Source organism: Arthrobacter sp. C2 (assembly GCA_024207135.1).
Classification (GTDB): domain Bacteria; phylum Actinomycetota; class Actinomycetes; order Actinomycetales; family Micrococcaceae; genus Paeniglutamicibacter.
The window spans coordinates 2,460,999-2,486,915 of sequence record CP042428.1; the positions used below are offsets into that span (position 1 = coordinate 2,460,999).

Consider the following 25,917-nt stretch of genomic DNA (forward strand, 5'->3'; position numbering starts at 1 on the left):
TACAGCCTACTCAGCCGCGGCGAGCTGGCCGCAGGCCCCGTCGATTTCCTTGCCGCGTGTGTCGCGCAGCGTGGTGGGCACTCCGGCGGACTCGAGGCGGTCAATGAACTCGGCGGTGACGTCGGGCTCCGAGGAGGTCCAGACCGAACCCGGGGTCGGGTTCAGCGGGATCGGGTTTACGTGCACCCAGCCGCGGCCACGGGCGTTGAGCTTGCGGGCCAGCAGGTCCGCACGCCAGCCGTGGTCGTTCATGTCCTTGATCAGCGCGTACTCGATGGAGACGCGGCGTCCGGTCTTTACGTAGTAGGCGAAGGCGGCGTCAAGCGCCTCGTCGACCTTCCACTTCGAGTTCACCGGGATCATTTCGTCGCGCAGCTCGTCGTCCGGGGCGTGCAGCGACAGGGCAAAGGTGACCGGGACGTCCTCTTCAGCAAGCTTCTTGATGGCCGGAACCAGGCCCACGGTGGAGACCGTGATGCCGCGGGCGCTCATGCCCAGGCCCTCGGGGGCCTCGGCGACCATGCGGTGCACGGCGTTCATGACGCGCTTGTAGTTGGCCAGGGGCTCGCCCATGCCCATGAAGACGATGTTGCCCACGCGCTCTTCGGGGTGCTTCTGTCCGCCCAGTCCGCCCTCGGCAATCACGCGGTTGGCCTGGACGATCTGGTCCAGGATCTCGGCGGTAGACATGTTGCGGGTCAGGCCGGCCTGGCCGGTGGCGCAGAACGGGCAGTTCATGCCGCAGCCGCACTGGCTGGAGATGCACAGGGTGATGCGGTTGGAATAGCGCATCAGCACCGACTCGACCAACGACCCGTCGAACAGTCGCCAGAGGAACTTGATGGTGCGGCCATCGTCGGTGGCAAGCCGCTTGACCTCGGTCAGCAGCTTGGGGAACATGACGTCGGCGATCTCGGCGCGGCGGTCCTTGGGAAGGTCGCTCATCAGCTCGGGATCGGTGGTGTAGTGCTGGAAGTAGTGCACCGAAAGCTGCTTGGCGCGGAAGCCGGGCAGGCCCAGCTCCTTGAGCTTCTCGGCGCGCTCGGCCAGGGTGAGATCGGCCAGGTGCACCGGAGGCTGGCTGACGCGGGCCTTGGCGGTGAACTGGAGCTGCGGGCGGCCGTCCTCGCCCATGGCCTGCTTCCATCCTTCGGCGGTGGGGCGCACCTGGGCGCGGCCCTCGGCCTTGGCCCGGGATTCGGAGATGCGCATTTGCTGGGCGCCCTGCGCCGCGGCCTGGGCAGCGCGGCGTGCCTTTATGTCAGCTGCGGTCGGCGCAGCAGCGGCAGGCTCGGTCACTGGGGTAATTTCGGGGGAAGTCATCGTTTCCATTCTCCCATGCATGTCCAGAGTGTGGGCGGTGAGATTGGGCACCACCCGGTGCCCGGGAGCGCTGCCCGGCCCAAGCAGGTCACGACCGGGGCGGCGCTGTGACAGTCCCGCAGTCGCGGAACTTCGTGCGATACCGGACGCGGCCTGACCGGGTCGTATCATGGGGACGTCGAATCTATCAGCCTGCGCACGGGAAAGGGAGTGGAATCCAGTGGACCGCGAAGAACTTCCCACCATCTTCAACCTTGCCTCGAGCGATCCCCGCAGCGAATTGATCGACAGGTCGCAGCTCAGCGAGGAAACGCTGCAGCAGATCGATCGGATCATGGCCGAAATGGGTCGGTTGCGGGCCGTGGAACGCAAGATCTCCCGCGCCTCGCAAAGCTACATGAACCTGAACGAGACCGACATGCGGGCCATCAGGTTCCTGATCTCGGCCAAGCACACCGAGACCGCAGTGACCCCCGGCATGCTTGCCAAGCACCTGGGCATCACCACCGCCTCGGTGACCAAGATGGTTGACCGGCTGGAGAAGGCCGGACACGTGGTGCGCGCGGCACATCCCACCGACCGCCGGTCCCTGTGCATCACCGTGACCCCCGAGACGCACCTTGCCGCCCGCCAGCAGGTCGGTCGACACCACGCCGCGCGCTTCGGCGCGGCCGCGCGGCTGAGCCCCGCCGAACGCGAGGTGGTCATCCGGTTCCTCGCCGAAACGGCCATGGACCTCGAGGACAGCATCGGCTCGGTCGGCGAGCGCAAGACCTCCGAAGACTAGGCATCGTCCGTGGCCTCGAGCCCCTCCGCGGCGGTGGTGATGCGACGGGCCATGGAGGAAAAGATCACCCCGTGGAAGGGCAAGATCGCCAGCCAGTAGAGCCGGCCCGCCAAGCCCTCGGGGAAGAACACCGCACGCTGCCGGTAGTGGCTTCCCGATTCGGTCGGTTCCACCGAGAGCTCCAGCCAGGCCCGTCCGGGGACCCGCATTTCCGCACGCAGGCGCAGCAGGCGATCCGGAACCAGCTCCTCCACGCGCCACCAGTCCACCGCGTCCCCCAACGCCAGGGAGGTGCGGTTGCGCCGCCCGCGGCGCAGGCCCACTCCCCCGGCGAGCTTGTCCATCAATCCGCGCAGCGCCCAGGCGCCAGGCAGCGAGTAGTATCCGGTCTCACCGCCGAGTGACGCGATGACCCGGAACAACGCGGCGGGACTCGCGCTGGTTTCCCGCTCCCGGACATCGGTGAAGACTGTGTGCCCGGCCCATTGCGGATCCGAGGGCAGCGGCTCGGCGGGAGCTTCCAGGGCGTGGGCGGTCGTCCACGTGGTTTCCACGGTGTCGTCGCGCATCTTGGCCAGCGCCAGCTCGACGGAGCGCCGGTATCCGGTCAGCCCGCCGGCGGGGCGGTCGATGACCCCATCGATGTCGCGGTTTCGCATCACGCAGTCGTGCTGCAGGGACTCGACCAGCGGAATGGCCAGCGCGCGCGGGATCGGGGTGACCAGGTTGACCCACTGGGCCGCCAGCCAGGGGGTCAGCACGGGCAGCGCCAGGATGACCGGGCGGCGGATGCCCGCGGCATCGGCATAGAGGCGCATCATGTCCCCGTAGCTGTGCGCCTCCGGCCCGCCGATGTCGTAGGTGCCGGACACCTCCGGCGGCAGGCCCGCGCATGCGCCCAGGTAGTGCAGGGCGTCGCGCACGGCGATGGGCTGGACACGGTTCAGCACCCAGCGCGGGGCCGGCATCACCGGAAGCACGTCGGTGAGGTGGCGGACCATCTCGAAGCTGGCGGACCCGGAACCGATGATCAGCCCGGCCTGCAGCGTGATGGTGGGAATGCCACTGGATTCCAGGATCCGCCCGACCTCGACCCGCGAGGCGAGGTGGCGGCTCAGCTCGCCCTCGGGATGCAGTCCCGAGAGATAGACCAGACGCCCGATGCCCGCGGCCCGTGCCGCTTCCACGATGGTGTGGGCACAGCGTTCCTCCACGGGGGCAAAATTGCTGGTGCCGCCCATGGAGTGGACCAGGTAGTAGAGGACCTCGGCGCCCTCGCACAGTTGGTCAGCGGCCTGCGGATCGGTGAGGTCCCCCTCCACGATCTGCACCCGCGTTCCCCAGGGAACATCGCGCAGGGCGTTGCTTCGGCGGGTGAGCACCCGCACGCTGTGCCCCTGCTCCAGCAGCAGCGGAACCAGTCGCCCGCCGATGTAGCCGGTGGCCCCGGTGACGGCGATGACGCTCATGCCGCCACCCCCGCAGCGGCGTTCTCTCGTACCCGACGCCTTGCGGCCGAAACGAGGGCAAAGAGCAGCAGGGCCCCGGCAGCGCAATAGGCGGCGATCGCGACGGTGCCGGATTCCAGTCCGCCGTCGCTGCGTCCTACGCCGATCCAGGCAATGCCCCACACCATGGCCAGGGCGGCGGCGATCCGGCCCCCGGAAAACGCGACCGTCAGGGCTCCGATGAGGGCGGCCACCGCCACCATGACGCACGCCAGCGCCACGGTCCAGGTCGCCCCGGCCCCCACACCGAGTGCGGAGAGCCAGGCGGCGATGTTGGCCACGGTCGCCACGCTGACCCAGCCCAGATACGGCCCGAAGGTCAGGGCCATGATCCAGCGCTCGGCGTGCCTCTCGATCCGGGGCTTCATCAACACGAAGATCCTGGCCAACACCGCCAGCAGAAGCAGCATCACCACGACGCTGGCACCGAGCCAGCCCAGTTGCACCACGCCGATCCACAGCGCGTTGAGGATCGCGGAGCCGGCGGCCCACGGTCGGATGCGCCGCTGCGTGGCACTGCGCGCCGCCGCCGGTGTAAGTTGCCAGATCGCGTAGACGACGAGCCCGATGTAGACCACGCTCCAGATGGAGAAGGCTCCGGTACCCGGGGCCAGCAGTGTCGAATCGGCCCCGAGGCGTCCGTCGGCGGCCTCGGCAATGGGCGTGCCGCCCAGCGCGCCGCTTCCGATGAAGGCCCCGGCGATGGCGGCGAAAACCGCCGCTGCGCAGATGATCCGGCTCGCGATGGACGCCGGTGGTGTCGATTGCATGGATTCGGTTTCCTTTGCCTCGGGGAAAAATGCACTGAATCGATCTGCCCTACTCGACAAACCCTATCTTGTTAACCCATGATGTATCTAGCTAGACTAGTAATCAACCATTCGAGGAATTCGTGATCCAGGTTTCCACCGGCGAGACATCCGGCCCGCACGCGGCGTCCGCACTGCTGCATTCGGTGCTGCAGCTCAACGCCGCACTGGAGCATGCCCTGTGCCGCCATCTCGGAATCAACGAGACCGATTTCCAGGCCCTGCAGCACCTGATGCTCGGCCATCCCATGACTCCCCGGGATCTGGCGGCGAAGCTGAACATCTCCAGCGCCGCCACCACCGCCTTGATCGACCGGATGAGTGGGCGCGGGTTCGTGGTGCGATTGGCCCACCCCACCGACCGGCGCAGCCTGTTGCTCAAGCCCAGCCCCCGGGCCGTGACCCGGACCATGGCCGCCCTGCGGCCGCTCGTCGACGACGCCGAACTCGCCGTCCAAGGGCTGAGCCCCGAGGGGCAACGCGCAGTGGTGCGCTACCTGGAATACATCCTCTCCGTCATGCAAACCCGGATCGACGCCCTCACCCCTCCGACCGCCACCAAGAAACGGAACGAACGATCATGAGCCTGCCCAGCCAAAGTCACGCGCAGACTTGCAGACCACGACCAGCCCCGGCATCGGACGCACTCCAGCAGCGGGTCCGGCTCCACCTGGCGGCCGTCATCCAGGAGCATCGGGAAGCCGCAGCCCAGTATTCGAAGGCCACCGAAACACTCTGGACCCGCATCGGGCTGGCCCTGGAAGGAGGCAAGCTCACCCGGCCACGGTTGGTGCTGCTGGGCCACGAGGCCTTCGCGTCCCCCGCCGCCGGCGAAACCGAGTCCGCGGAGCGCCTCCAACGCGTCATCCAGCTCGGCTGCGCCTTCGAGTTGCTCCACGGTTCGCTGCTGATGCACGACGACGTGATAGACCGCGACTTCACCCGCCGCGGGCGCCCCACCCTTTCGGCGTTGTACCGCGACGATGCCCTGGCCCGGGGCAAGTCCGCGCAGGACGCCGAACACGCGGGACACTCGGCGGCCATCATTGCCGGGGACCTGCTGCTGGCCGCCGCGATCAAGCTCGCCCGGGGCGCCGCGGAATCGCTGCCCGCCGCCAAGGCCATCGAGGATTCCTTCCACCAGGCCATCCACCACGCCGCCGCCGGCGAGTTGGAAGACCTGCTCTTTTCGTTGGACCCGGTTCCGGCCCAGGTGCACGAGGTGCTGCGCATGGAGAAGCTGAAGACCGCCGCATATTCCTTCCAGGTGCCGCTGCACACCGGGGCGCTGCTGGCCGGCGCCGATGCCGCCGGGGCTGCGGCCCTGGCCAACATCGGCAGCCAGCTGGGCGTCGCCTACCAGCTCATCGACGACATCCTGGGGACCTTCGGAGATCCCGAACAGACGGGCAAGTCCATCGAGTCGGACCTGCGCGAAGGCAAAAGCACCATCCTCACGGCCATGGCCGCGGCCACTCCCGGCTTCACAGCCCACCTGCAGCTTTTCCGTGATCCGGATGCGGATGTCCCGGCCATGCGCTCGGCACTGGAAGCCACCGGCGCCGAGCGCTTCGCCCGGCAGCTGGCGCATGACCTGTGCGCCGGCGCCACCTCGGCCTCGCGCACGCTCAACCTGCCCGTGGCCGTCAGCTCCGAGCTCGAGGACTTCGCCGACCTGATCCTGAACCGGGGTGCCTAGGACATGAACGCCCACACCATGGCCGGAACCGGCGGGCCCACCGCCCTGCAACGCTATTCGGCCACGGCCAGCAGCAGCGCCCGGGTGGTCATCACCCGGTATTCCACCTCCTTCTCGTTGGCCTGCCGCCTGCTGGGCAGCCCGGCCCGCGAGGACATCTCCAACATCTACGCACTGGTGCGCCTGGCCGACGAGGTCGTCGACGGGGTCGCCCGCGAGGCGGGCCTCGAGGCCCGGGAGGTCGCCGCGGCCCTGGAACAACTCGAGGCCGAAACCGAGGCGGCGCTGGCCAGCGGCTACAGCACCAACATGATCGTGCACGCCTTCGCCTGCACCGCCCGGTCCCGGGGCATCGACACCGAGCTGACCCGCCCGTTCTTCGCCTCGATGCGCAGTGACCTGCAGGTCGCCAACCACGACGCGGAGACCCTGAAGGGCTACATCTACGGATCGGCGGAAGTCGTGGGCCTCATGTGCCTGCGGGTGTTCGGCTCCATGCCCGGCGCCCCGGCCGGGCACGAGGCGGAAACCGAGGCCGCCGCCCAGAGCCTGGGTGCGGCCTTCCAGAAGGTCAATTTCCTGCGCGACCTGGCCGCCGACACCTCCGAGCTGGGCCGCAGCTACTTCCCGGGGCTGGATCCGCGCAGCTTCTCCGACGAGCACAAAAACGCCCTGGTGCGGGAGATCCGCGCGGACCTCGACGCCGCAGCCCTGGGCATCGAGCACCTGGCCCCCGGCGCCGCCCGCGCCGTGGCCATGGCCCATGGGCTGTTCAGCGAACTGAACCACCGAATCGAACGCGCCCCCGCCGCCGAGCTCATGACACGGCGGATCTCGGTGCCGCCCGGACGCAAGGCACTGATCGCGCTGCGCACCGCCCTGGGCCGACGCCCCACCACCGCCACCGCCGACGCGGCGACCAAAGGACGACCATGAAAAACACACCGACAGACTCCGGACGCGCGGTGGTGGTCATCGGCGGAGGGTTTTCCGGCCTGGCCACCGCCGGCCTGCTGGCCGCCTCCGGCCACCGGGTGACCCTGCTGGAAAAGCAGGAAGAGCTCGGCGGACGCGCCGGACGACTGCGGCGCGCGGGATTCAGCTTCGACACCGGCCCCTCCTGGTACCTGATGCCGGAGGTCATCGAGCATTGGTTCGAGCTCATGGGAACCTCCACGCAGAACGAGCTGGACCTGGTGGACCTGCCCATCGGCTACCGCACCTGGTTCCAGAGCGACTACACCCCGCTGGACATGCCGTCGGGGGCCGGGGCCCGGGATGCCTTTGAGTCCCTGCAGCCCGGAGCCGGAGCCGCCTTGGACAGCTACCTGGAAAAAGCCGCCGAGAGCCACGACCTGGCCCTGGAGCACTTCCTCTACGCCGATCTCTCCTCCGCCGCCTCCGTGCTCGATCCCCGGCTGCTGCCGCTGCTGCCCCGGCTCGCGCCGCTGCTGGCCGGTTCCCTGGAATCCTTCGTGGCCAAGCGCTTCAGCGATCCGCGGCTGCGCCAAATCCTGGGCTATCCCGCGGTGTTCCTGGGCTCCAGCCCCAAGCGCACCCCGGCGCTCTACCACCTGATGAGCCACCTGGATTTGACCCAGGGCGTGAAGTACCCGATGGGCGGCTTCGCGCAGCTGGTCGATGCCATGGCCGCGCTCTGCGTCGATGCCGGGGTGCAGATCGTCACCGGGGCCGAGGTCACCGGCATCGAGGTCTCCGGCACCGGCGCGAACGCCCGGGCCCGGGGCGTGCGCTGGATCCAGGAGGGCACCCCACTGCACCTGGAGGCGCAGACCGTGGTGGGAGCCGCGGACCTGCACCACCTGGAGACCGAGCTGCTCCCGGCGGAACATCGCTCCTCCTCCGCGGCCAGTTGGAAGCGGCGCGATCCGGGGCCCAGCGCCGTACTGCTCTGCCTGGGCATCGCCGGCAAGCTACCGGAGCTCAGCCACCACAATCTGTTGTTCACCGCCGACTGGGACGACAACTTCGGGCGCATCCACCGCGGGGAAGACCTCGCGGAGGAAACCAGCCTGTACGTCTGCATGCCCAGCGCGACCGATCCCTCCGTGGCACCGGCGGACCACGAGAACCTGTTCATCCTGGTTCCCGCCCCCGCCCTGCCCGCATGGGGCACCGGCGGCCCGGACGGCACCGGCTCGCACCAGGTGGAGGCCGTGGCGGATGCCGCGCTCGACCAGTTGGCCGCCTGGGCCGGGATCGAGGACCTGCGCGAGCGCGTCGTGGTGCGCCAGAGCTTTGGCCCCGGAGACTTCGCGCAGAACGTCAATGCCTGGCAGGGAGGGGCCCTGGGGCTGGCCCACACGCTGGGCCAGTCGGCTTTCTTCCGCCCCTCGAACCACAGCTCGAAGGTCAGCGGACTGCACTACGCCGGCAGCTCGGTGCGTCCGGGCATCGGCATCCCCATGTGCCTGATCAGTGCCGAAATCATTGCCAAGAAAGTCAACGGGTTCACGGGCAAGGGGCCCATCGACCCCGGCCACCCGGCGTGGGCGGCCGGGCGCACCGCGGCGGCCCGGGAGGCACGCCCGTGACCTACCTGCTGATCCTGCTGGCCTTGATCGCCTGCATGGCCGCCCTGGATGCCAGGTACCGGCTGTTCGTCTTCGCCCGGCCGGCACCCGCCCTCCTGGCACTGGCCGGCGGCACCGCGATGTTCCTGCTCTGGGACGTGATCGCCATCGACCTGGGGATCTTCCTGCACCGCGAGTCGGCGCTGATGACCGGGGTGATGCTCGGTCCCCAACTGCCGCTGGAAGAGGCCTTCTTCCTGCTCTTCCTCTGCTACAACGCGATGGTCCTGTTCACCGGCACCCTGGCCCTGCGGGCACGGCGCGCCGTGGCGGCCCGCATTTCAACGCCCCTTCCGGCCCCGGAGGAAAACTCATGAGCTTCGCCCATCTGTCCCTCTATTTCATGCTCGGCTCCATGGTGCTCTTCGCCGTGGCGCTGCGCATGCGCGGTGTGCGGCTGCGCGACGTCGCCCCCGCGGCCGGGCTCACCCTGGCGGTGCTGCTGGTGCTGACCGCGGTGTTCGACAACGTGATGATCGGCTCCGGCCTCTTTGACTACAACAGCCAGACCCTGCTGGGCATCCGCGTGGGCCTGGCCCCGCTGGAGGACTTCAGCTACCCGTTCTGCGCGGCGCTGGTGGTCCCGGCGCTGTGGTGGCTGGCCGGGGGTTCTCCCGCCGGTGCCACGCCGAAGCATTCCTCCCCGGACGACTCCGGAAGGGAAGGCTAGCGATGCTGCGCGAACTGCTGGCGACCTCCAGGCCCGTCTCCTGGGTCAACACCGCCTACCCCTTTGCCGCCGCCTACCTGTTGGCCACCGGGCGGATCGACTGGATCGCGGTGGCGGGAACGCTCTTCTTCCTCATCCCCTACAACCTGGCCATGTACGGGATCAACGACGTCTTCGACCACGAGTCGGACCTGTTGAACCCGCGCAAGGGCGGGGCGGAGGGTGCGGTGGTGGACCGCAGCCGGCACCGCGGGATCCTGGTGGCCTGCGCGGTGGCCTGCGTGCCGTTCCTGGCGGTGCTGGGAATCGTTGGTTCCTGGCGGGCGAACCTGGTGCTGCTGCTCTCGATGGCGGCGGTCATCGCCTACAGTGCCCCGGGACTGCGCTTCAAGGAGCGGCCCTTCCTTGACTCCTTGACCTCCAGCACGCACTTCGTCTCCCCCGCGCTCTATGGCCTGGTGCTGGCCGGGGCGCACTTCGACTTCGCCCTGGTGGCGATCCTGCTGGCCTTCTTCCTCTGGGGCATGGCCTCGCACGCCTTTGGCGCGGTGCAGGACATCCTGCCGGACCGCGCCGCGTCCCTGGGCTCCATCGGCACGGTGCTCGGGGCCAGGTGGACGGTCCGCTTCGCCGCGGCCGCCTACCTCGGAGCCGGCGCGCTGCTGCTGGCCACCGACTGGCCCGGTCCGCTGGCCGCGTTGCTGGCGCTGCCCTACCTGGCCAACGTGCTGCCCTACGCGCGGCTGCGGGACGAGGATTCCGTCGCGGCCAACGCCGGATGGCGGCGCTTCCTGTGGCTGAACTACGCCACCGGGTTCTTCGTCACCATGCTGCTGGTTTGGCATGTCCTGGGCCGCTAGGCCCACCCCGCCCCCACTGATCCCGAAGGACCGGACCATGAACGCACCCACCTCCCTGATGTGGTTTCGCGACGACTTGCGCGTCGCCGACAACCCGGCGCTGTCCGCCGCGATGGCCGCTGGCCCGGCCGTTGCCCTGTTCATCCTCGACGAGCAGTCCCCCGGGATCCGGCCGCTGGGCGGCGCGGCCAGGTGGTGGCTGCACCACGGGCTGAACGAACTGCGCGATTCCCTGGCGGGGCTCGGCGTGCCGCTGCTGCTCTACCGCGGGGCCGCGACGAACATCCTCCCGGGGCTGCTGGCCACCGGTTCCTTCACCGCGCTGCACTTCAACCGCCGCTACGGCGGGCCCGAACGCGCGGTGGACACCGCGGCGAAGGCCTTGGCGGCAGCGGCGGGAATCGAGGTCCACAGCCATGCCGGCACCCTGCTGCACGAGCCGTGGACCGTGGCGACGCAAGGAGGCACGAACTTCAAGGTGTTCACGCCCTTCTTCAACGCGCTGCAGGCCCTTCCGCTGCGCCGGGCACTGCCGCGGCCCGCCGCACAACACGCCCCGGCGATCTCCCTGCCCGCGGAGGAGCTTGCCGCGTGGGACCTGCTGCCGGTGCATCCGGACTGGTCGCACGGGCTGGCTGCCACCTGGGTTCCCGGCGAGGCAGCCGCCCGCGACCGCCTCGGCACGGTGCTGGAGGACATCGCCGGTCACTACGCGCAGACCCGCGACAGGCCCGACACCGACGGCACCGCACGGCTCTCGGCAGCCCTGCGCTGGGGGCACCTCAGCCCGGTCGAGGTCTGGGAGGCACTGGGTTTCACCCTGGCCCGGCACCCCGACCGGGCGGCGGGGGCGCGGGCCATGATGCGGCAAGTGGCGTGGCGCGACTTCTGCTGGAACCTGCTCTACCACCACCCGGAGCTGGCTACGGCGAACCTGCGTGCGGAGTTCGACGCGTTCGACTGGGCCCGGCCCGGCGCCGGGGTCCCGAACGACGAAGCGGAGGACCACTTCGCGGCCTGGTGCGCGGGTTCGACGGGCTTTGGCCTGGTGGACGCGGGCATGAGGCAGCTGTGGGAGACCGGGTGGATGCACAACCGGGTCCGCATGGTCACCGCCAGCTTCCTGGTCAAGAACCTGGGCATCCACTGGCGCTCGGGCGAGGAATGGTTTTGGGACACCCTCGTGGACGCCGATGCCGCCTCGAACCCGGCGAACTGGCAGTGGGTTGCCGGGTGCGGTGCCGACGCCTCCCCGTTCTTCCGGATCTTCAACCCGCAGCTGCAGGCCAAGAAGTTCGATCCGCGCGGCGCCTATGTGGCCCGCTTCGCACCGCTGTCCCCGGGCGAGCCGATCGTGGAGCTGGGGCCGTCGCGCGCCGGGGCCCTGGCGGCGCTGGCGCGCATGAAGGAGTCCGGGGGCACCGGCGTCGAGGGCTGACGGCCCCGCCACGCGGTGCTCCACCGGTGCGTTGCCGGGGCCGGGGGCGTAGCGTGGGAACCATGGAGACCTCACTGCTACACACTGACGTTCTGGTAGTCGGCGCCGGGCCCACGGGCCTGATGGCGGGGGCCTGGCTGCAAAAATTCGGGATCGACGCGAAGGTCGTGGACCTGAAATCCGGCCCGACCAAGGAATCGAGGGCGCTGGCGCTGCAGGCGCGCAGCATGGAGATCTACCGCCAGCTCGGCCTGGCCGAGAAGGTCAAGGCCCGCGCCATCCCCACCGGTGAATTGCGCCCCGGCATCGGCGCCCGCAGCTTCAAGAGCATCAAGCTCAACCGGCTCGGCTACGCCCAGACGCACTACGCGGGCCTGACCATGCTGGAGCAAAGCGCCAACGAGGAACTGCTCGCCGAGCACCTCAAGGACGGCGGCCACGAGGTCATGTGGGAGCACGGCTACGAATCCTTCGAGGACACCGGGGACCGGATGCTCATCAAGTGCACCGGCCCGGAAGGCCCGGTGCATATTTCCGCACGTTACGTGATCGCCGCGGACGGCGCCTCCTCCCCGCTGCGCGAGTCCTTCGGCATCGCCTTCGAGGGCACCACCGACGACGAGGTCTTCTACGTGCTCGACGCCCAGGGGGTCACCGGCATGGGTTCGGGCATCAACCTGCGCTTCTCCGACGAGAACTTCATGCTCGGATTCCCCATGGGCAACGACGAGAACGGCGCGGAACGCCGCCGGCTGCTGGGCATCCTGCACGAGCCCAAGGATTCCGGCCGGGAAAAACCCGATGTGGACGAGGAGCGGGCGCGCGCCAGCCTGCGCCGGGAATTCGGCGTGCGGTACCGCGATGCCGCATGGTTTGCCACCTACCGGGTGCACCACCGGGTCGCCGAGCACTTCAGCGAGGACCGGGTCTTCCTGGTCGGGGACGCCGCCCACATCCACTCCCCCGTCGGGGCCCAGGGCATGAACACCGGCCTGCAGGACGCACACAACCTGGTGTGCAAGCTGGCCGACGTGTTCTCCGGCCGCATGCCCGAGACCTACCTCCAGCGCTACGAGGCCGAGCGCCGTCCCGTGGCGCTGCGGCTGGTGTCCACCACCGACAAGCTCTTCAGCGCCGCAACCTCCAGCTCGTTGCTGGCCCGCACGGTGCGCACCCGTGCGCTGCCGATCTTCTGGCCGGCGGCGGTGCGCCTGGTGGGGCGGATCTCCGCCGGGCGCCGCTTCTTCGGATACCTCTCGCAGATCCGCATCCACTACTGGATGGACGACCGGTCCAAGGACCGCGCCACCCTGGCCACCGGCTTTGCCCGCACCAGGCGCCGCGGCAAGGTGCTGGGCCGCCGCCTGCCCTGGGTGCCCAACCGCTCCGGGGCCGCACCGGACAACTTCGAGGTGCTCAACGACGCCTGCTGGCAGGTGCACATCTATGGTCCCGCAGGACGGGACCGCGGGGAGGAACTGGCTTCCGAGTTCGGGGTGCCGCTGCATGAATTCGCGCCCGCCCCCAAGCGCCGGCTGCCCAACGGCTCGGTGGTGCTGGTGCGCCCGGACATGTTCGTCGCACACTTCGAACAGGTCCCGGCCTGATTCCTCAGCCGCTGACCGCCACCACGTCGGCCAGTGCCTTCTCCTTGACGGCGAGCGCCGCGGCGGCGGTCCGGATGAAGACCACCAGCCAGCCAAAGACGATGCCCACCACCGCCAGCTCGAACGCCGTGAGGTTGTAGTAGGCCAGCGGCTGCCAGAGCAGCGCCGCGCCCACCAGCCCCAGGAAGCAGGCGAAGGACAGCAGGTGGAAGACCCAGGGGAACCCCGGGAGCCAGAAGGCCGCCCCCAGGAGCAGCACCACGATGAAGCCCGCCGCGATCCGCACGATGACCGAGTGCACCGGGGCCGCGACGTTGACCGGAACCAGCCCGATGCCGATGACACAGGCACCCAGGCCCAGCAGGCAGGTGCGCACCACCGCGGGCCGCGGCCGGATGAACCTGGGCCGCGGCTTGCCCTGGGCACGGGCGAATTCGTCGTGGATGAGGGCCAGCTGCCTGACGTTGCGCACGATGAACGCGGTCAGGGTGCTGAGCACCAGTCCGGAGATCACCAGGGTGACATTGAAGGTCCAGAACGAGGTGAGCCCCGAGGTCCGGGTTCCCAGCGAGGAAAACATCGACCTCCACCAATAGGGGTTCTCGGCCGCCAGCATGCTGATGAAAACGCCCGTCACCAGGAAGACGGCCAGCAGTCCGGAGAGGTTCAGGGCGTTGAGCCTGGCCGCTGAGACCAGCGCCGCGTACCCGGCGATCCCGGCAAAAATGCCCACCATCAGGCTTCCGGCGAACCTGTCCACGGTCAGCCCCAGGAAGGCGTCCTGGAACACCCGGAAGATGATGATCGCTGCCATGGCGCAGATGGCGGCATGGATGAGCACGAGCGCAACGGCGTTGATGATCCGGCGGTAGCGGGGAAACTCGAGCAGCCACACCTGGGTCTGCAGCAGGAAGCGCTGGTATCCCAGGATGGCGCCGGCGGTGGCGGCCAGTGCAGCGAGAACCGCGGCGAAGACGCCCACCGAGCGGAAGCCGGCCAGATCGGGGCGGTAGCCGACGAATCCGATGAGTCCCGCCACGATGCCCGCCACGGTGCAGCCCAGTCCCAGCCATAGTGCCCAGCTCTCCACTCGAAACTGGATTTCGGCAGATGGGGCTTGGGTTCTCGGTCCTGATTCGCTGTCCACGCAATCGATTCTGCCATTCTTTGGGCGGCCCTCCATGGGACCTTCGGCCCGCCGGAGACACGTCTGCGCAAAATAATCCACTTCTCACTATTGACACATGCTCAGAAACTGCACATAATGAGTTTATGAACAAGAAGAAGCGCACCCCGATCGACGAAGCCCGCCAGCTGCTGGGGGACGTCCCGTCCGACCCGCTGGCAGCAGTCGAACGACTGGGCGAGGTCCGCGAACTGATCGATGCCGCACTGAACGAGGAGATGGCCAAGGCCGCCCTCGAAGGCGCATCGATCCGTTCGGTGGCCGTCCGCGCCGGACTCTCGCCCAACGCGGTCCCCCCGCGGCTGGCCCGCACCTCGCAGCTGTCCAGCTACACGGACGCCGGCGGAAAGGTGTCAAGCTCCTCCATCGAGCGGGCCCGCTACGACTCGGAAACCGGGCGCCCCGCGCCCACCGAACCGATGACCTTCAAACCCCGGCGCACCAACTAAACGACGCGCCACATCCGAAAGGCACTGATCATGTCAGACAAAGACACCGCCATGCTGGTCTTCCTGCTCGACCGTTCCGGATCCATGCACGACATCAAGCACGACATCGAGGGCGGACTGAACGCCTACGTCGCCAAGCAGAAGGCCGAAGCAGGCAGCGCCACCGCGTCCCTGCACCAATTCGACAACGAGTATGAGGACGTCTACGTGGACCTGCCGCTGGAGGACGTGCCCACCTTCACCCTGGAACCCCGCGGCTCCACGGCCCTGTTCGATTCGATCGCCACGACCATCACCAACACCCGCAAGCGCATTGCCGCCATGCCCGCCAACCGGCGCCCGGGCATCGTGCACCTGAACATCGCCACCGACGGACACGAGAACGCTTCCACCCGATACACCCGCCGGGCCATCCGGGACCTGGTCCAAACCCAGCAGGAGGTCGACCACTGGATCATTTCCTACATGGGCTGCGACCAGGACGCCGTCGAGATCGGCACCAGCCTGGGCATCGCCCCCGAGCGCTCACTGACCTACACCCGGGAAACCGCCGCCGAAGCCATGGACGCCTACAGCCAGATGACCAGCAAGGCCCGCGGCGCCACCCGCCTCGGCGCGGACTGGGACGAGGTCCGCGCCGAGTCGGTCTTCACCGCACGCCAGCGCAAGGCCACCGGCAAGTAGCATGCGCGCCAACTTGGGGTGGGTGACCGCAGACCTTGCCGTCGGCGGGGACCTGGACGTCGACGACGACGTCATGGTGCAGCAAATGGCCGAGATCCTTGATGCGGGGATCACCCACGTGGTGGATCTGCGCAGTGAGGCCAACGACGCAGAGATCTGGAAACACGTGCAGGTCAATTACCGTTGGCTGGGGACCGACGACGCCGACGGGCACGTGGTCCCGCCGGAAATCTTCGACGCGGGGGTGCGCTTCGCCCGGCTCGCGGCGCGCGAGGGCGGAAAGCTGCTGGCCCACTGCCACATGGGGATCAACCGCGGGCCGTCCATGGGCTTCGCGATCCTGCTGGATCGCGGATACCGGCCCATCGAGGCCTTCGACATGATCCGCGCCGCGCGACCGCAGGCCTTCATCGCCTATGCGCAGGACGCCTTGGCCGCCGACGCCGCCCGGCAAATGCGCCAGGGGGCGCGGCCGGCCCACCGGGAGAAGCAGTCGCGGTTGCTGCAAGAGCACATCGATGAGGTGCTCACGCCCAGCGCCGTCGGGCGCATCCGCCACCTGATGCGCCAGAGCCGCCGCCGGGACCTGGGCTTTACGGCCTGAGCCGTCCGGCCAACCGGCGAGCGCGAGGTGCCGCGCTCGCCGGTTACGGCGCGTTCGACCCCGCCATCCCCAGGCGCCGGGCCAGGTAGGGCGCGGTCCTGGACTCCGGGTGGAGCGCCAGCTCCCGGGGGGTCCCGGTGGCCACGATCTTCCCTCCGGCGTCTCCCCCGGCCGGGCCCAGGTCGATGACCCAGTCGGCGGCGGCCACCACGTCCATGTGGTGCTCCACCACGATCACGGTGTTGCCCGCCTCCACCAGCCGGTGCAGCTGGCCCAGCAGCAATTGCACGTCCGCCGGGTGCAGGCCGGTGGTGGGCTCGTCCAACAGGTAGAGCGTGTGCCCGCGCCGGGCACGCTGCAGCTCGGTGGCCAGCTTGATGCGCTGGGCCTCGCCGCCGGAGAGCTCGGGCGCCGGCTGCCCCAGGGCCAGGTAGCCCAATCCCACGTCGCGCAACGTCTCAAGGGACCGTGCGGCGGCCGGGATCCCGGCCAGGAACGCCGCGGCATCATCGACGCTCAGGGCCAGGACCTCGGCGATGTTCTTGCCCGCATAGGTGGCCTCGAGGGTCTCGGGGTTGTAGCGCGAGCCGTGGCATTCCGGGCACGGCCCGTAGCTTCCGGGCAGGAAGAGCAGCTCCACCTCCAGGTAGCCCTCGCCCAGGCAGGTTTCGCAGCGGCCGCCGGCGACGTTGAAGGAGAAGCGCCCGGCGCCGTAGCCGCGCCGCTTGGCCAGCGGCGTGTCGGCGAAGGCCTGGCGCACCGCGTCGAACAGGCCGGTGTAGGTGGCAAGGTTCGAGCGCGGGGTGCGGCCGATGGGCTTTTGGTCCATGGCCACGATCCGCTCGATCCGCTGCGCCCCGCGCACCTCGAGCACCGTGGCGAAGTCCGTTTCCGCCTCCGGCCCCGGGGCCGCGGGCTCGGGGGTTTCGGCGGATCCGTTGCGCCGGCTGCCGCCCAACCTGTCCGCCAGCCCGTGCGCCAGCGCCCGGCTGACCAGGGAGGACTTGCCCGATCCGGACACCCCGGTGACGGCGCTGAGCACGCCCAGCGGGAAGCGCGCATCCAGGTCCGCCAGGTTGTGCAGGGAAATCCCGTCCAGCTCCAGCCAGTGCTCGGCAACCCGCGGCGCCCGTGCCACCGCGGCGTCCGCGCGGGGCTCCAGGAACCGCCGGGTCACCGATTCGTCCACGCGGCGGAGTCCGGCCACCGGGCCGCTGTAGAGCACCTTGCCGCCGCCGGCACCGGCGCCCGGGCCCACATCGACGATCCAGTCCGCCCGGGCCACCACCTCCATGTTGTGTTCCACCACGAAGACGGAGTTCCCGGACGCCTTCAGCGCCTCGAGCACCTCAAGCAGCGGCCGCGCATCGGCCGGATGCAGGCCGGCCGAGGGCTCGTCGAGTACATAGATGACCCCGAAGAGGCCCGAGCGCAGCTGCGTGGCGATGCGCAGGCGCTGCATCTCCCCGGGAGAGAGCGTCGGGGTTCCGCGGTCAAGGCTCAGGTAGCCCAGGCCCAGATTCACCAGCACCTCGATGCGTCCCAGCAGGTCGGCGGCGATCGAGGCGGCGACCCCGGCGGCAAGGTCCCCCGAGGCCTCCTTCCGGGGATCGGCCAGCGGCCGCAGCACCGCGGCCAGGTCGGTCAGCGCGGTGGCGTTGAAGCCGGCAATGTCCAGGGACGCCACCGTGACCGCCAGCGCTTCGGGGCGGAAGCCGGTGCCATGGCATTGGGGGCAGGGCCCGGAGCGCATGAAGCGCAGCGCCTTGGCCCGCATCGTTTCGGACTTGGAGTCGGCCACGGTGTGCAGCACGTAGCGCCGCGCGCTCCAGAAGCGGCCCTGGTAGGGTTTGGCGACCCTGTCGCGCTCGGGCGTCACCTGGACCACGGGTTGTTCGTCGGTGAACAGGAGCCAGTCGCGCACCTTCTTCGGCAGCTGGCGGAAGGGCACATCCACGTCGTGGCCCAGGTGCGAGGTGATGTCGCGCAGGTTCTTGCCTTGCCAGGCACCGGGCCACGCGGCAATCGCGCCCTCGCGGATGCTCAAGGTCGGGTCGGGGACCAGCGAATCCTCGGTGACGGTGTGGGCGACGCCCAGCCCGTGGCATTGCGGGCAGGCGCCCACCGCGGTGTTCGGAGAGAAGGAATCCGAATCCAGGCGCGGCGCCCCGGCCGGATAGTCCCCGGCACGGGAGAAGAGCATCCGCACCGAGTTCGACAACGTGGTCAGCGTGCCCACGGTGGAGCGGGAGCTGGCGGTGCCGCGGCGCTGCTGCAGCGCCACGGCCGGAGGCAGGCCGGAAATGAACTCGACCTTCGGCGTATGGCCCTGGGCGATGAGCCGGCGCGCATAGGGCGCCACGGATTCCAGGAACCGTCGCTGCGCCTCGGCGAAGATCGTGCCGAAGGCCAGCGAGGACTTCCCGGACCCGGAGACCCCGGTGAAGGCGACGATGGCATCGCGCGGAATGCGCACCTCGACGTCGCGCAGGTTGTTCTCGTTGGCGCCGCGCACGTGGACGAATCCGTCATGCGTGCCCGGTGCCGGGGTGTATTCGGTGTCCTGGCCAATGCTGTTCACCTTCCCCACCCTAGGGCCAGCGTGCACCGGAGCTCCACCCGCGCCACTTGTCGGTGCAATTCATGGGCCGTGTTGCCGGGCACGGCGCCCCGGTGTCGCATAGGGTTTTCCCACACACCATTCCCGGCAAGAGGAACAGACATGGCCAAGCACAGCACACCGGCTTCGAAGACCGAGGACAGCGACGAGGAGCTGCACCGCAAGTGGAACGAGCTGCTGCAGGAGATGCGCGTGATGCAGACCGGCGCGCAGATCCTCGCCGCTTTCCTGGTGGTCCTGCCCTTCCAGTCCCGCTTCGACACCCTGGAGGTACCCGATGAACGGTTCTACCTGGTGTTGCTGGTGGCCTCGGCCCTGGTGATCCTGCTGTTGGTCACCCCCGTGGCCGTGCACCGGCACTTCTTCGGCCAGCAGCTCAAGGCCACCACCGTCCACCTGGGCCACATCATTTCCCGGCTCGTGGTCTTGGGGGTGGGGGTGCTGGTGGCCGGGTGCGTCTGGTTCGTCGTCCAGGTGCTGCATGGTTGGCAGATGGGCCTGCTTGTGGGCGGGATCCTGATGGCGGCCGCGCTCTTCCTGCTGCTGGTGCTGCCGCGGATCGTTACCCCGCGCTCGACGCTCCCGGCGGAATGAACGACCCCGACGCAGGAATCAACCCGCCGTTGTTTGCCATTCGCGAAATCCCCGGGCGTTTCCTTCCCGGTGCGTGATACGTTGCTGTCACCGCTACATCACATGGATATCCACGGAAGGCTGCGCGGCAGCCGATCATCGAGGAGGCAGTTATGGCAGCAAAAACCAACGCAGGATTCACGGTCCCGGGCATGAGCCTGGCCAACGGGCACAAGGTCGCCAATGCGCTGCAGATGCGGATCCACGCATTCAACGACCTGCAGCTGACCCTCAAGCACGCACACTGGAACGTGGTGGGTCGCGACTTCATCGGCGTCCACGAAATGCTTGACCCGCAGATCGATCTGGTCCGGGCCATGATCGACGCCCTGGCCGAACGCATGGCCACCATGGGTGTTTCCCCCAACGGCCTGCCCGGCGCCCTGGTCGCGGCACGCGCCTGGGACGACTACGAGATCGGCCGGGCCAGCACCACCGAGCACCTTGCAGCCCTGGACCTGGTCTACACCGGGGTCATCACCTCCATGCGCAAGACCATCGAGGAGGTCGGCAAGCTGGACCCGATCACCGAGGATATCCTCATCGGCCAGACCGGCGAACTGGAGCAGTTCCAGTGGTTCATGCGCTCGCACCTGGAAAACAGCGCCGGGGAGCTGTCCAACAAGGACACCCGCACCGAGAAGGGCGCTGCCAAGAAGGCCAAGTAGCGCCGGCCGCACGGCCAGCCAGGGGACCCCGGAGCATGCTCCGGGGTCCCCTTTCCTTGTCTTGCAGCGCCGCGACGCCGGCTCCCCGGGCCGCTGGGCCTCGTTTACCCTTGACCGCCGGATACTGCGCTGGCAGTCTCGTATCCAGGGTGCCGGACGAACCTCGCCCGGCACATGCCGCCAGGGCGGGAGCGAAAAGAACATGGAAACAAACCGGGAATCCACCAAGACCGCGGACCTGCGCATCGTGCCGGCCAACCAGGCCGGCAGCGCGGACCTGGAGAAGGTCTTCGGCTCCAGGGGCACCGCGTGGGATTGCCAGTGCCAGTGGTTCCAGAATCCCGGCAAGAGCTTCGACGCACTCTCCGTGCAGGAGCGCGCACACGACTTGCGCACCCAGACCCGGTGCGGGATTCCGGATGCGCAGACCACCAGCGGGTTGGTCGCCTACCTCGGGGACGAACCGGTGGGCTGGTGCGCCGTCGAGCCGCGCACCGCCTACCCGCGGCTGCGCACCTCGCGCGTGGCCTTTGGCGGCCGCGACGAGGAGGACCGGGAAGATGCGGGCGTGTGGACGGCGGTCTGCTTTGTCACCCGCACGGGGTTCCGGCGCCGCGGGGTCAGCCGCGCCCTGGCTGCGGCGGCCGTGGACTTCGCCCGGTCCCGCGGGGCCCGCGCCCTGGAGGGCTACCCGTTGCTGTTGCCCGCGGGCAAGGCCCCGATGTGGGGCGAGCTGTATGTGGGTAGCCGCTCGATCTTTGCCGACGCCGGCTTCAGGGAGGTCGGCCACCCGACCCCGCGCCGCTTCGTGATGCGCATCGATTTCGGGCAGCCATAGCCGGCCGAATCGCCTTTGCTGCTACTGCCCGACGCGGGTCTGCAACACCTCCAGGGCGGCGGCGTCGATCTTGGCCCGGAAGCTCGGGCTGGCCTTGGCCGCGGAGACCAGCGCCTGGTGGATGGTCGGGATGGCGGCGGCATTCACGCACAGCATCATGGTGCCGCCGGCGTTGAAGAAGTTCTTCGCGCGGGTCGCGTAGCTCCAGGGCGAGAGCTGCTTCGCGTTGCACATGTCATCGGAGATCACGATGCCGGTGAACCCCAGGTCGTGGCGCAGCATGGTCTTCATGATCGTCGGGGAGAACGGCCCCACGTGGTACGGGTCGATCTGCGTGTAGATGGCGTTGGAAACCATGATCCAGCGCGTGCCGTAGGCCATCGCCCGGATGAACGGCCGGCGGTAGACGCTGTACCGGGTGGTGATGGTGTCCTTCACGTTGGTGGAGGTGTCGGTGTTCTTGGTGACCCGGCCCAGGCCCGGGAAGTGCTTGGCCACCGGGGCCACACCGCCGGCGCGCATCCCGGACACGAAGGCCGCGACCTCGTCGGCGACGTGCCAGGAGGTGTACCCGTACTCGCGGTACCAATACCCGATGGGCAGGTTGTAGGGGGCGAAGGCCGCGGACGGGACGGTGTCGGCGACCGGGGCCAGGTTCACGTTCAGGCCAGCGGCATGCAACTGCTTGCCCCAGGTGGTGGCCGCGGCCTTCAGCGTCGAGGGAGCCCATGTTCCCTGGTGCAGCGCGGTGGGCATGGTGGAAAAGCCGGGCCCCTTGAGCACCTGGACGTATCCGCCCTCCTGGTCGGTGGCGATGAAGCGTTTCTGCCCGCCGGTGGTTGCCAGGGACACGGTGGCATTGATCTTGGTGACCACGGCCTTGGTGGCGGTGACCCCGGAGTAGCTGCGGCCCTTGAGGAACACGTTGCCGATCTTGTTGTGCGTGAGGATGTACAGGTCGGTGGAGCTGGCGCCGGTGGCGGGCACCCCCATCATCAGCACCTGCCCGACGCGTTGGTCAAGACTCAGCGTGGCCAAGGTCTGGGACGGGGTCAGCGCGGCGATGTTCACCGCGGCGCGTTGCACGCCGGCGGTCGTGGCGGCCGGGCCGGGCGTTGCCAGGGGCGGCGAAAATGGAGAGAGGCTCGTCGCCAGCACGAGCGCCAGGGCTCCGGTGAGTGCCGCGCGTGCGGCGGAACGAGGGGTGGAAGATGAATGCCCGCGCATGGCGAACGCCTCGATTCGAAGGAAACTGACGCAATTCTAGTCTTCCTCCACACGGTTTGACCCGTCGTTTGCCGTGGATCTTCCGCCGGTTCGCCCGCCCGCCCGGGCAGGGCAGCCACGTGGACCGGCCGGCGGCAGACGGCCCGAAAACCCCGCATTTCCGCGCCTCTCCCCGATCCCTCCAAGGGTTTTTCCGGGGTCTTGGCGTTCGGGCGGACGCATCTGGTTTCCGGCCATCTGCAATGATGGGGAAAAAGGAGATGCATCTTGGGCAAGATCGACAATCCCGGCGGCGATGAACCGGTGTCCCGCCCCGTCTATTTCCTCTCGGACAGCACCGGAATCACTGCCGAAACACTGGGCAACACCCTGCTCACCCAGTTCCCCGAAAGCAATTTCAATCGCACCACCGTACCTTTCATCACGACCGTCGAGCAGGCGCGGTCGGTGGTGAACGCCATCGACGCGATCGCTGCCCGGGGCCTGCCGCCGATCGTGTTTTCCACGGTGGTGGGCGGGGACATCCGGGCGACGCTGGCCGAATGCCGGGCAACGGTCGTGGACCTGATCGGGACCCACATCGGGCAACTGGAGGGTGCGCTGGGCACCGCGGCCAGCGGCAAGCCGGGCCAGGCGCACGGCCTGGGAAACGCGGTCCGCTACCAGGCCCGGATGACGGCCGTGGAATATGCCATGGAGCATGATGACGGGCAGAGCCTGCGGGCCCTGGAGAAGGCCCAGGTCATCCTGGTGGCTCCGTCGCGCTGCGGGAAGACGCCGACCACCATGTACCTGGCGCTGCAGCACGGGATCTTCGCGGCGAACTTCCCGCTGATCGAGGAGGACTTTGAAAGGGACGGGCTTCCGGTGCCGCTGCGGCCGTTTGCGCAGAAATGTTTCGGGCTCACCTCAACTCCCCAGCGGCTGAGCCAGATCCGCACCGAACGCCGCCGGGGTTCCTCGTATGCCTCGCTTCAGCAATGCGGCTACGAGCTGCGCAGTGCCGAACTGCTGTACCTTGCCCACGGGATTCCCTACCTGAATTCGGCCAGCGTGTCCGTGGAAGAGATGTCCGCGACCATCCTGCAGAAAATGCGCCTGAAGCACTAGGCAAGGAATCCCGCCAAGTCAATATGGTGCACATCACCTAGTAAGAAACCGCAGGAACCTGTCACAGTGGACAGGAACGTCCCCCCTGCCCGGCCATCGGCCGCGCACCGGAGGCAGCAGCACCGCATGTCAGCAATTGCAAAGGAGCAATGACCATGACAACAGACATCCTCTGGTTCTCGGAACTTGGACTCAAAGACCTGGACCGGGTGGGCGGCAAGAACGCGTCGCTCGGCGAGATGGTGCAGAACCTGAGAACGGCCGGGGTCCAGGTCCCCGACGGGTTCGCCACCACGGCCGAGGCCTACCGTGCCTTCCTGGCCGAATCCGGCCTCGACCGCAGGATCGTGGCGCGGATGGAAGGGCTGGACACCGACGACGTCACGGCCTTGGCCGCCGCCGGCCAGGAGATCCGCGAGATGATGCGCCGGACGCCGTTCCTGCCGGAATTCGAGGCACAGATCCGCACCGCCTACCGGGAACTGGTGGACAAGCACGGCGGGTCGGCGGAGCTTTCCTGGGCCGTGCGTTCCAGCGCCACCGCCGAGGACCTTCCGGATGCCTCGTTTGCCGGGCAGCAGGAAACCTTCTTGAACATCCGGGGCATCGAGAACATCCTGCTGGCCATCAAGGACGTCTTCGCCTCCCTGTACAACGACCGCGCCATCGCCTACCGCGTGCACCACAAGTTCGAGCACGCCGAGGTCGCCCTTTCCGCCGGGATCCAGCGCATGGTGCGCTCGGATGTGGGGGCCTCGGGCGTCATGTTCACCATGGACACCGAATCCGGGTTCCAGGACGCGGTCTTCGTGACCTCCTCCTACGGGCTGGGCGAAGCGGTGGTGCAGGGGGCCGTGAACCCCGACGAGTTCTACGTCTACAAGCCGGCCCTGCGGGCCGGGCGCCCCGCAATCCTCAAGCGCGGGCTGGGCGAGAAGGCGCTGCAGATGACCTACACCGCCAGCGAGGAGGTAGGCCGCACCATCGACTTTGTGCCGGTGGAAGCCTCGCTGCGCAACCGTTTCAGCATCACCGACGCGGACGTTCAGACGCTCGCCCGCCACGCCCTGGCCATCGAGGAGCACTACGGCCGTCCCATGGACATCGAGTGGGGCAAGGACGGGATCGACGGGGAAATCTATGTCCTGCAGGCCCGCCCGGAGACCGTGCAGTCCCGCCGCGCCGCCGGCCGGCTCAGCCGCTTCCGCCTGAACGAGTCGGGCCGCGTGCTCGCCGAGGGCCGGGCCATCGGACAGCGCATCGGCGCGGGCCGGGTCCGCATCCTCACCTCCGTCGACCAGATGGCGGCCTTCACCACCGGCGACGTGCTGGTCGCCGACATGACGGACCCGGACTGGGAACCGATCATGAAGCGGGCCTCGGCCATCGTCACCAACCGCGGCGGGCGCACCTGCCACGCGGCGATCATCGCCCGCGAGCTGGGGATCCCCGCGGTGGTGGGCACCGGGAACGTCACCGAGGCCCTGGCCGACGGCATGGAGGTGACGGTCTCCTGCGCCGAGGGCGAGGCGGGCTTCATCTACGAGGGGCTGCTTGACTTCAGCCTCGCGGAAACCGAGATCGACACGCTCCCGCAGGCCCCGGTCAAGGTCATGATGAACGTCGGCACCCCGGAACAGGCCTTCACCTTTGCGCAGCTCCCCAACGACGGGGTGGGCCTGGCGCGGCTGGAATTCATCATCAACCGGCAGATCGGCATCCACCCCAAGGCCCTGCTCAACCTGGAAGACCAGCCGGCGGAGGTGGCCTCGGCCATCCACGAGCGGATTGCCGCCTACGACTCCCCGCGCGACTACTACGTCAAGCGCCTGGCCGAGGGCGTGGCAACCATCGCGGCGGCCTTCGCCCCCAAGCCGGTGATCGTGCGCATGTCCGACTTCAAGTCCAACGAGTACGCCAACCTGCTGGGCGGACCGGCCTACGAGCCGCACGAGGAAAACCCGATGCTCGGCTTCCGCGGTGCCTCCCGCTACCTGCATCCGTCCTTCCGGGACTGCTTCGACCTGGAATGCGAGGCCCTGTCCTTTGTCCGCAACGAGATGGGCCTGAGCAACGTCAAGCTGATGATTCCCTTCGTGCGCACCGTGGCCGAGGGCCGCGGGGTCATCGACCTGCTCGCGGAGAACGGGTTGCGCCGCGGCGAGAACGGGCTGGAAGTCATCATGATGTGCGAGCTGCCGTCCAACGCGCTGCTGGCCGACGAGTTCCTTGACCACTTCGACGGATTCTCCATCGGCTCCAACGACATGACCCAGCTGGTGCTGGGCCTGGACCGCGATTCCGCGGTGATCGCCGAGAGCTTCGACGAACGGAACCCGGCGGTCAAGAAGATCCTCGGCATGGCCATTGCCGCTGCCAAGGCGCGCGGCAAGTACGTGGGCATCTGCGGACAGGGGCCCAGCGACCACGCGGACTTCGCGCAGTGGCTGGTGGACGAGGGCATCGATTCGGTGTCGCTGAACCCTGACACCGTGGTTGACACCTGGCTGCGCCTGGCCGGCACGGCCGCGGAGGCGCCGGCACCGCGGTAGCGACTTCGGGCCTCGCCGCCGTCCGGCGGAACCAGGTCGGAGGCGAGGCCG

The 25,917-nt window shown here is 68.7% G+C and carries 24 protein-coding genes; 18 read left to right on the forward strand and 6 right to left on the reverse strand.

The features are described 5' to 3' along the window. Positions 1 to 6: 6 nt before the first annotated feature. Positions 7 to 1,212 carry a dual-specificity RNA methyltransferase RlmN gene (rlmN, locus tag FPY90_RS11550; protein WP_498685574.1) on the reverse strand — a complete coding sequence of 402 codons (1,206 nt, stop codon included), beginning with the start codon at positions 1,210 to 1,212 and terminating at the stop codon, positions 7 to 9. A gap of 331 nt (positions 1,213 to 1,543) precedes the next feature. Here rlmN and FPY90_RS11555 point away from each other — a divergent pair, with 331 nt between their 5' ends. Further along, positions 1,544 to 2,110 carry a MarR family winged helix-turn-helix transcriptional regulator gene (locus FPY90_RS11555; RefSeq protein WP_498681101.1) on the forward strand — a complete coding sequence of 189 codons (567 nt, stop codon included), beginning with the start codon at positions 1,544 to 1,546 and terminating at the stop codon, positions 2,108 to 2,110. Here the strand turns inward: FPY90_RS11555 and FPY90_RS11560 are convergent. Then, positions 2,107 to 3,579, reverse strand: a complete 1,473-nt coding sequence (locus FPY90_RS11560; RefSeq protein ID WP_498681102.1) for an SDR family oxidoreductase — start codon at positions 3,577 to 3,579, stop codon at positions 2,107 to 2,109. The genes FPY90_RS11555 and FPY90_RS11560 overlap by 4 nt on opposite strands. Further along, positions 3,576 to 4,388, reverse strand: coding sequence for a TspO-related membrane protein (locus tag FPY90_RS11565; RefSeq protein ID WP_498681105.1), 813 nt, complete (start codon positions 4,386 to 4,388; stop codon positions 3,576 to 3,578). Before FPY90_RS11565 ends, FPY90_RS11560 begins: the two co-directional genes overlap by 4 nt. Before the next feature lie 122 nt (positions 4,389 to 4,510). On the opposite strand from FPY90_RS11565, the gene FPY90_RS11570 reads away from it, so the two are divergent. The 9 genes from FPY90_RS11570 to FPY90_RS11610 all read left to right on the forward strand — a co-directional run bounded on the left by FPY90_RS11570 (position 4,511) and on the right by FPY90_RS11610 (position 13,295). Continuing rightward, complete coding sequence (locus tag FPY90_RS11570; RefSeq protein ID WP_498681107.1) at positions 4,511 to 5,011, forward strand: MarR family winged helix-turn-helix transcriptional regulator; 501 nt, start codon at positions 4,511 to 4,513, stop codon at positions 5,009 to 5,011. Next, complete coding sequence (locus FPY90_RS11575) at positions 5,008 to 6,126, forward strand: polyprenyl synthetase family protein (protein ID WP_498681108.1); 1,119 nt, start codon at positions 5,008 to 5,010, stop codon at positions 6,124 to 6,126. Before FPY90_RS11570 ends, FPY90_RS11575 begins: the two co-directional genes overlap by 4 nt. A 3-nt stretch (positions 6,127 to 6,129) precedes the next feature. Beyond that, a complete protein-coding gene (locus FPY90_RS11580) occupies positions 6,130 to 7,062 on the forward strand; it encodes a phytoene/squalene synthase family protein (protein ID WP_498681109.1) in 933 nt (310 codons plus the stop codon). Continuing rightward, positions 7,059 to 8,681, forward strand: a complete 1,623-nt coding sequence (gene crtI / locus FPY90_RS11585; protein WP_498681111.1) for a phytoene desaturase family protein — start codon at positions 7,059 to 7,061, stop codon at positions 8,679 to 8,681. The genes FPY90_RS11580 and crtI overlap by 4 nt, the downstream gene beginning before the upstream one ends. Then, positions 8,678 to 9,037, forward strand: coding sequence for a lycopene cyclase domain-containing protein (locus FPY90_RS11590; RefSeq protein ID WP_498681113.1), 360 nt, complete (start codon positions 8,678 to 8,680; stop codon positions 9,035 to 9,037). Before crtI ends, FPY90_RS11590 begins: the two co-directional genes overlap by 4 nt. Next, positions 9,034 to 9,390 (forward strand): lycopene cyclase domain-containing protein, encoded by a 357-nt coding sequence (locus FPY90_RS11595; protein WP_498681115.1) that lies wholly within the window; start codon positions 9,034 to 9,036, stop codon positions 9,388 to 9,390. The genes FPY90_RS11590 and FPY90_RS11595 overlap by 4 nt, the downstream gene beginning before the upstream one ends. Positions 9,391 to 9,392: 2 nt before the next feature. Next, the gene (locus FPY90_RS11600; RefSeq protein WP_498681117.1) at positions 9,393 to 10,250 is read left to right on the forward strand and encodes a prenyltransferase; all 858 of its coding nucleotides are present in this window, start codon (positions 9,393 to 9,395) and stop codon (positions 10,248 to 10,250) included. A gap of 37 nt (positions 10,251 to 10,287) precedes the next feature. Next, on the forward strand, positions 10,288 to 11,688 hold the full coding sequence (locus tag FPY90_RS11605) for a cryptochrome/photolyase family protein (RefSeq protein ID WP_498681119.1): 1,401 nt from the start codon (positions 10,288 to 10,290) through the stop codon (positions 11,686 to 11,688). Positions 11,689 to 11,750: 62 nt separating this feature from the next. Further along, positions 11,751 to 13,295: an FAD-dependent monooxygenase gene (locus FPY90_RS11610; protein WP_071214205.1), complete on the forward strand. Its 1,545-nt coding sequence runs from the start codon at positions 11,751 to 11,753 to the stop codon at positions 13,293 to 13,295. Between the two features lie 4 nt (positions 13,296 to 13,299). Here FPY90_RS11610 and FPY90_RS11615 read toward each other — a convergent pair whose 3' ends face one another. Then, a complete protein-coding gene (locus tag FPY90_RS11615; protein WP_498681121.1) occupies positions 13,300 to 14,385 on the reverse strand; it encodes a hypothetical protein in 1,086 nt (361 codons plus the stop codon). A gap of 182 nt (positions 14,386 to 14,567) precedes the next feature. Here FPY90_RS11615 and FPY90_RS11620 point away from each other — a divergent pair, with 182 nt between their 5' ends. From FPY90_RS11620 to FPY90_RS11630, 3 genes are read left to right on the forward strand one after another with little or no spacing between them, the layout of a single operon-like run. Beyond that, complete coding sequence (locus FPY90_RS11620; protein WP_498681122.1) at positions 14,568 to 14,930, forward strand: hypothetical protein; 363 nt, start codon at positions 14,568 to 14,570, stop codon at positions 14,928 to 14,930. A gap of 30 nt (positions 14,931 to 14,960) precedes the next feature. Next, positions 14,961 to 15,614, forward strand: a complete 654-nt coding sequence (locus FPY90_RS11625) for a vWA domain-containing protein (RefSeq protein ID WP_071214208.1) — start codon at positions 14,961 to 14,963, stop codon at positions 15,612 to 15,614. 22 nt (positions 15,615 to 15,636) lie between these two features. Beyond that, positions 15,637 to 16,218: a protein-tyrosine phosphatase family protein gene (locus FPY90_RS11630; protein WP_217641841.1), complete on the forward strand. Its 582-nt coding sequence runs from the start codon at positions 15,637 to 15,639 to the stop codon at positions 16,216 to 16,218. Between the two features lie 43 nt (positions 16,219 to 16,261). Here the strand turns inward: FPY90_RS11630 and FPY90_RS11635 are convergent, their stop codons facing one another. Beyond that, positions 16,262 to 18,799 (reverse strand): excinuclease ABC subunit UvrA, encoded by a 2,538-nt coding sequence (locus FPY90_RS11635; RefSeq protein ID WP_498681123.1) that lies wholly within the window; start codon positions 18,797 to 18,799, stop codon positions 16,262 to 16,264. Between the two features lie 141 nt (positions 18,800 to 18,940). On the opposite strand from FPY90_RS11635, the gene FPY90_RS11640 reads away from it, so the two are divergent. The 3 genes from FPY90_RS11640 (at position 18,941) to FPY90_RS11650 (ending at position 20,977) form a co-directional block, all read left to right on the forward strand. Then, positions 18,941 to 19,432 carry a DUF6328 family protein gene (locus tag FPY90_RS11640; protein ID WP_071214210.1) on the forward strand — a complete coding sequence of 164 codons (492 nt, stop codon included), beginning with the start codon at positions 18,941 to 18,943 and terminating at the stop codon, positions 19,430 to 19,432. Between the two features lie 152 nt (positions 19,433 to 19,584). Beyond that, positions 19,585 to 20,139: a Dps family protein gene (locus FPY90_RS11645; protein ID WP_071214211.1), complete on the forward strand. Its 555-nt coding sequence runs from the start codon at positions 19,585 to 19,587 to the stop codon at positions 20,137 to 20,139. Between the two features lie 202 nt (positions 20,140 to 20,341). Beyond that, positions 20,342 to 20,977 (forward strand): GNAT family N-acetyltransferase, encoded by a 636-nt coding sequence (locus FPY90_RS11650; protein WP_071214212.1) that lies wholly within the window; start codon positions 20,342 to 20,344, stop codon positions 20,975 to 20,977. Positions 20,978 to 20,998: 21 nt separating this feature from the next. Here FPY90_RS11650 and FPY90_RS11655 read toward each other — a convergent pair whose 3' ends face one another. Beyond that, entirely contained in the window at positions 20,999 to 22,204 is a 1,206-nt protein-coding gene (locus FPY90_RS11655) for a glycoside hydrolase family 3 N-terminal domain-containing protein (RefSeq protein WP_498681124.1), read from the reverse strand. 267 nt (positions 22,205 to 22,471) lie between these two features. On the opposite strand from FPY90_RS11655, the gene FPY90_RS11660 reads away from it, so the two are divergent. Next, positions 22,472 to 23,314, forward strand: coding sequence for a pyruvate, water dikinase regulatory protein (locus FPY90_RS11660; protein WP_498681126.1), 843 nt, complete (start codon positions 22,472 to 22,474; stop codon positions 23,312 to 23,314). 155 nt (positions 23,315 to 23,469) lie between these two features. Next, positions 23,470 to 25,866, forward strand: a complete 2,397-nt coding sequence (gene ppsA, locus FPY90_RS11665; RefSeq protein ID WP_071214515.1) for a phosphoenolpyruvate synthase — start codon at positions 23,470 to 23,472, stop codon at positions 25,864 to 25,866. Positions 25,867 to 25,917: the final 51 nt, after the last annotated feature.